Source organism: Ureaplasma parvum serovar 3 str. ATCC 27815, assembly GCF_000019345.1.
GTDB classification, from domain to species: Bacteria; Bacillota_I; Bacilli_A; order Mycoplasmatales; family Mycoplasmoidaceae; genus Ureaplasma; species Ureaplasma parvum.
On the sequence record NC_010503.1, the window covers coordinates 745,498 to 751,679 of the forward strand.

Consider the following 6,182-nt stretch of genomic DNA (forward strand, 5'->3'; position numbering starts at 1 on the left):
TTTTTGTATTTAATATATTAGTATTTATTTTAAAGGTTTATAGTAAAAAATTCATTTTTTTATTCGTGGTTGTTTAATTGATTTTAAAGCAGCAATTATTAAACTCTTATCTTCAAGTTTTAATAATTTAATATCATTATTTTTGTTTTCTGTATATAAAAAAACCGGTTCATTAAAATCATAAATTTGTTTATTTGAAGTAATAGTTTCATAAAAATATTTTTTATGAATAATCTTTTGATCTTTTGATTTATCTTTACCATATTCATATTCAAAAGTTACAAAATCTTTATTTTGTAACCAATTTGTTGCTAAAGTTTTTAAAATAAAATCATGTTCATTAGCAAACGATCGCATTAAAGCTGTAAATGAATAATCATCTAAATTTTGAACAGTAGTAATATCTCAAGATTCATTATCTAATCATGGTTTTAAAATTGTTAATAATTGTGAATTTTTGAATATATATTTTTTTTGTTTTTGGTATAAAAAATGCACTCTTGCTAAAGTCTTTTTCATTAAAATATCATAGGTTGTTGGTGTTTTATTTAAATAAACATTTTCAAACATACTCCAACGAGAAATTAAAATGTTTTCTAAAGCGTTTCAAGAGTGTTTTGAAAAACATAATTGATCGTTAAAAACTATTGCCTTTTTAAAGATATTATCATAGTCTATATTTCCATACTTGGTTCCTGTAAAATGAGAATCACGTGGCAAATAATCTAAACGATCTGCATCAATTTGAGATGAAATAACCTGTTGCATTCACATTTTTTTGGATTTATGATCAATTATATTAGCAACATCAACTGGATTGATATTATGTTTAATTAAAATTTTATTAATTTCACTTTTAGGATTAGTAATAATCATTTGACCAATTTTTTCATGATTATAATTTGTTGCATATTCAAAAGTATGGGAAAAAGGACCATGACCAATATCATGTAATAAGGCTGCAGCACAAACAATCTTTTTATTATTTATTAAATCGTGTGTATCAGATTTAATGAATTTTAATGAATCTAAAAGTTTTCTTGTAACTTGGAAAACACCAATACAATGAGTAAAACGTGTATGAGTAGCACTTGGGAAAATTGATCAACTTGATCCTAATTGCTTTATATTATTTAAACGCCAGAACTCTTTTGTTTTAATTAATTCATAAGCTCATTCATATTGTTCATCAAACGTAATTAAACCATGAATAGGATCTTTTATAAAAAAATTTTTTACCATAATAATTATTAATCCAAAATTTTTAAAATATTTATTAAATTTTTTAATACTTTTTCGCGTCCTAAATAACAAATTGTTTTAGCTAATTCTGGACCATGCGAACTAAATGTAGTTGCAATACGAATTGGCATGTATAAATTAGCACCTTTGTTATTAGTTATTATTTGAACTTTTTTAATTATTTCTTTTATAAATTCTTCATTAAATTCATCATTAATTATTAATTGTTCATAAAAAACACGAACAACAGTTATTAATTGGTTTTTTTTAATATAATCTACATCTGATGCTAATACTTTTTTATCACAATTAAATTGTTCAATTACTAAATCAATTAGTTGTTTTAAATTAATAATATGAGATTTAAATAATAGACATTTATTAATAAAAGTATAATCATTCAAAACTAATTCTTTAGTTAATGAATGTTTCTTTATAAAATTGATAAATTCTTCTTGGGTAATATTATTAAAATATTGTGTTGAAAACCAATTCATTTTATTGATATCAAAAAAGGCGGGGGATTTTGATAAATTATTGATATCAAAATTTTTAATCATCGTTTCTAAACTCATTATTTCATCGTTATTTTTTGGGCTTCAACCTAATAATGCAACAAAGTTTGTAATAGCATGTGGCCAATAACCATCTTTTTCATAATCAGACACAAACTGTTTTAAAGATAAATTTCGCTTTGATAATTTTTTTCCTGTCTCATCAACAATAATTGACAAATGACCATATTTAATTTTTGTTATATCATAATTTAAGGCCTGAGCAATCGCTAATTGATAAGGTGTATTAGAAATATGCTCTTCTCCACGAATGACATGTGAAATTTGCATTTCATAATCGTCAATTACAACTGCAAAATTATACATTGCAATCTTATTTGATTTTAAAATGACAGGATCAGTTAAAGCACTACCTGGAATACTAATTTTACCCCGAATTAAATCATCCCAGCTATATTCCATATTTTCATTAATTTTTAAACGAATTGTGTATTCTTTATTTTGTAATAAGTTACTTTCAATTGTTTTTTTATCTAAATTTAAACAGTGCCGTTTGTATTTAGGTGTTTGATGTGATTTTTCAGCTAATTCGCGATCTGCATCTAATTGTTCTTTACTACAAAAACAAAAATAAGCTTTTTTTTGATCAACTAGATCTAATGCTAATTTTTCATAATGTTTTAATTTTTCAGATTGGATATATGGGCCAAAAGCTTTAGGATTACGAATTGATTCGTCTGGAATAATACCCATTCATGCTAAAAAATCTAGTTGGGAATTAATTCCCCCTTCCACATTTCTTTCAATATCAGTATCTTCAATACGAATAATAAAATCCCCACCATAAGCTTTTGCTAGTAAATAATTAAATAAAGCTGTTCGCGCTCCTCCAATATGTAAATAACCGGTTGGTGATGGAGCATAACGTGTTCTAATTTTCATTAATAATTAAATCTTCCTTATTTTTTAATTTTATGCGAATAAATGAACTACCTGCACCACTTAAAATTGTATAAAAACCATCGGATAATAATTCATTATATTTGTATTTAATATTAGGGTATAGCTCAAAACAGTATTCTTGTAGATCATTATGTATGTTAACTACAATATTTTCTTTTAAATTTTTAATAATTGTTTTAAAATTATTTTTAATAACATGTCATGAATTATCATCAAATTTTTCAAAAACAATTTTTGTATTTACATTAACATTCATTAAATAAACTTCATAATTTAATTTAAATTGACCAGTCAAATCCTCTAAAACACTTCCGTAATCACTTATATAAGCTGTTTTATAGCCTGATAAAAAAAAGGGAATATCAGCACCTAATTTATTAACAACATCTTTATAATTAATTTCTTTAATACCCTCAAATTCTAGAATATATTTCATAATGGCTGCAGCGTTTGATGAACCACCACCTAAGCCTGCACCAATTGGAATTCTTTTTTTAATATTAATTCGATAATGATTTTTAATATGATAAGTATGACGAATCCATTCTAATGTCTTATGAACTAAACGGCTATAAACATAAATTTCATTGGTTTCATTGTAGTAATGAACATCATCAATATTTTTTTCTATTTTAGTAATTTCAATATCGTCATAAATATTTTCAACAAGTATAAAAATTGATTCAAAATCGTGTTTTGTAAAATTCTTTTGTTTTTTATAAACACTATATCCTAAATCAATTTTTGCGAATGACTTTACTTTCATAATTTGACCTACAACTTAATTTTATTAATTATCTTATCTATTCAAATAATTAAAGAGTTTTAGAAACATTTTTGGTTCAATGTTTTCAGCTCGTAAATTCATATCTAAATTATAATCAATAAACATTTGATTAATTATTTTAATATCATAAATATTAGATAAGTTATTTTTTAACTTTTTTCGTTTATTTAAAAAACAAATCCGTAAAAATTTACCTAATTCTTCAATATTAAAATTCACACTATTATGAAGATTTTCAAGATGAATGACAGCACTTTGAACTTTAGGTTGGGGATGAAATTCTTTAGCATTAACTTCGAATAGAATTTTTGTTTTACAGAATAATTGTACTAAAACAGTAAAAGCATTATAACCACGTGTATTTACTTTAGCACCAATTCGTTCAGCCATTTCTTTTTGAACCATAATATAAGCATCATTAATTAATTTTGATTGAATAATTTTTAAAACTATCTTTGAAGATATTGCATATGGAAGATTTGCAACAACTTTAATTTTTTGAATTTTTTGAGTATTATTGTAATCTAAAATCAAATTATCTAAATCTACACATAATACATCATTATTTATTATATGAAAATTACTTGTTTTTATGTATGTTTTTAAGTGTGCATATAGTCTTTTATCTAATTCAATAGCAATTAAAATATTTGTTTTTTGTACAAGAATTTCAGTAATTGCTCCTCACCCTGGACCAATTTCTAATATAAGATCATCTTTATTAATATTCGCCACATCTACAATTTTATTTTTTATGTTATTAGACAATAAGAAGTTTTGCCCCATTTTTTTTGATGGAACAAAACTTTCTTGCTTGAGTTTATTTTTAATGAATGATTTATTCAAGTTAGCTAATTCCTAATTTAGCAAGTTTTGATTCAATTCTTGTGGCACTGTTTGAACGGCGTTTCATAATAATAACATGAATGATATACGATTGCAGAATAGTAAAGATCGCATTGAAGAATCAGTATAAACCAATCCCGGAAGCAGAAATTGCTACTACAACAGCTAAAACAATTGCAATAATGTTTTGTGTCATTCGTACACGTTTTAACTGTTGTTTATTTTTAGCACCAACAGTTGTGGCATTACGATTACGTTTTCTAGCTAATAGTTGTGGTATTTTTTGGGATAAGATTTGTACTGGAATAATAATTAATAAGAAGAAAATATAAGGTCATCCTGAAGTTGTGAAATTTGAAAAAATTTCAGAAATAGGTGTTGCTGATAAGTCTCAAATATAAAAAATACTAATAAACTTAAGTGGTCTTAAAATTGTAACAACACGATAAATAATTAAAAAGATCGGCAATGTAATAATCATACTTTCAAAAGGAGCTAAAGGTTTAACGTTATGTTTTTGATATAACTCTTTTGTTTCCATTTGTTTTTTTTGACGAGACTGCATATCTTTTGCGTCTTTATATTTTGCATTAATTTCTGCAATTTTTCCTTGAATTTCAGAAATTCTTTCTGTTTGGATAGTTGCACGTGCTGAGATCAACATTGTAATCACACGAATAATTAATAAAATGATAATTAATCCTAAAATAGCATTTAAACCTGCTGGTCAATCTCTCGTTGCATACATAAAATGTAATAAAATTTGTGCAATTGGCCAAACAAATAAAGCATAGAAAGGACCATAATCAAATGAAAAATCAGACATTGGATATCAAGGACCTGTTCCAGAATAAATTAAATCAAAACGAATGTCATTAGCACCAAGAATAGGATCAACATGAAATCCTAATTCAAAACCATTACCAACAATAGTAGAATTAATTGTTCAGTGGTTTGCCATATTTTGGAAACAACCATATAAGCCAATACCTAAGAAAAATGCATAAACGATGATTTTAAAAACTTTTAATAAAACATTAAAAATTTTTTTCTTACGTTCTTTTTTTATCGAATTTGCATTCGATGCTCCAGCAAAATGTGAAACAGAAATCCGCATTCTATTTGTTAAATTTTGTTTATCAACAGATGACATTTATACCTCCTTTTCAATTCAAAAATTACTTGCTAATTTTATCTTTTTTCTTTGTTAATAATTCGTTGAAGAATTATTTTAAGATTATTACAATTTAAAACAAAAGAACCATCAATAAACGATGGTTTCACTAAGACTACAATATCATAACTTTTAATGGGAATATCAGCAGCAATAAACCATGCTTTAATCAGGCGTCGAATTCGATTGCGTTGTGTTGCTAATTTAAACTTTTTTTTAGAAATGCTTATAGCTAAGCGAACATTTTTTAGATTGGTTTTACGAAAATAAACTACGATTTGATTAGAATGAATTTTTTGTTGTTTCTTAATTGTATCAAGTATATCTTCATTTTTTTTTAGACTAATAAAATTAGCCATAAAAATTATTTTTCACTAGAAACTGTTAGACTATGACGCCCTTTAAGTCTTCTTCTAGCTAAAACATTACGCCCATTTTTTGTTTTCATGCGTGCACGAAAACCATGCACTTTTGCTCTTTTACGATTATTAGGTTGAAACGTTCTTTTCATAAATCCACCGCCCTCTTACTTTTTTGAAAACATAATATGGATTATTATAACATTTTAGTTATTTTTTATTTAATATATTTTTTTAAAAAAGTCAATGATATCTTTTTAAAAATAAACATATATAATATGATAATAGGACAAAGA

The 6,182-nt window shown here is 25.1% G+C and carries 7 protein-coding genes; all 7 read right to left on the reverse strand.

Features of this window, described 5'->3' with window-relative positions:
• Positions 1–24 precede the first annotated feature (24 nt).
• The 7 genes from UPA3_RS03185 to rpmH are packed head-to-tail and all read right to left on the reverse strand — an operon-like array spanning position 25 to position 6,038.
• Positions 25–1,242 carry an HD domain-containing protein gene (locus tag UPA3_RS03185; RefSeq protein ID WP_006688577.1) on the reverse strand — a complete coding sequence of 406 codons (1,218 nt, stop codon included), beginning with the start codon at positions 1,240–1,242 and terminating at the stop codon, positions 25–27.
• Positions 1,243–1,250: 8 nt separating this feature from the next.
• Positions 1,251–2,699 (reverse strand): glutamate--tRNA ligase, encoded by a 1,449-nt coding sequence (gltX, locus tag UPA3_RS03190; RefSeq protein ID WP_006688453.1) that lies wholly within the window; start codon positions 2,697–2,699, stop codon positions 1,251–1,253.
• Positions 2,689–3,486 (reverse strand): 4-(cytidine 5'-diphospho)-2-C-methyl-D-erythritol kinase, encoded by a 798-nt coding sequence (locus UPA3_RS03195; protein WP_006688809.1) that lies wholly within the window; start codon positions 3,484–3,486, stop codon positions 2,689–2,691. The genes gltX and UPA3_RS03195 overlap by 11 nt, the downstream gene beginning before the upstream one ends.
• 33 nt (positions 3,487–3,519) lie before the next feature.
• Complete coding sequence (gene rsmA, locus UPA3_RS03200) at positions 3,520–4,353, reverse strand: 16S rRNA (adenine(1518)-N(6)/adenine(1519)-N(6))-dimethyltransferase RsmA (protein WP_006688630.1); 834 nt, start codon at positions 4,351–4,353, stop codon at positions 3,520–3,522.
• Position 4,354: 1 nt separating this feature from the next.
• The gene (gene yidC / locus UPA3_RS03205; protein ID WP_006688594.1) at positions 4,355–5,506 is read right to left on the reverse strand and encodes a membrane protein insertase YidC; all 1,152 of its coding nucleotides are present in this window, start codon (positions 5,504–5,506) and stop codon (positions 4,355–4,357) included.
• A 38-nt stretch (positions 5,507–5,544) separates the two neighbouring features.
• Positions 5,545–5,886 carry a ribonuclease P protein component gene (gene rnpA, locus UPA3_RS03210; RefSeq protein WP_006688777.1) on the reverse strand — a complete coding sequence of 114 codons (342 nt, stop codon included), beginning with the start codon at positions 5,884–5,886 and terminating at the stop codon, positions 5,545–5,547.
• Between the two features lie 5 nt (positions 5,887–5,891).
• The gene (gene rpmH, locus UPA3_RS03215; protein ID WP_004026378.1) at positions 5,892–6,038 is read right to left on the reverse strand and encodes a 50S ribosomal protein L34; all 147 of its coding nucleotides are present in this window, start codon (positions 6,036–6,038) and stop codon (positions 5,892–5,894) included.
• Positions 6,039–6,182: the final 144 nt, after the last annotated feature.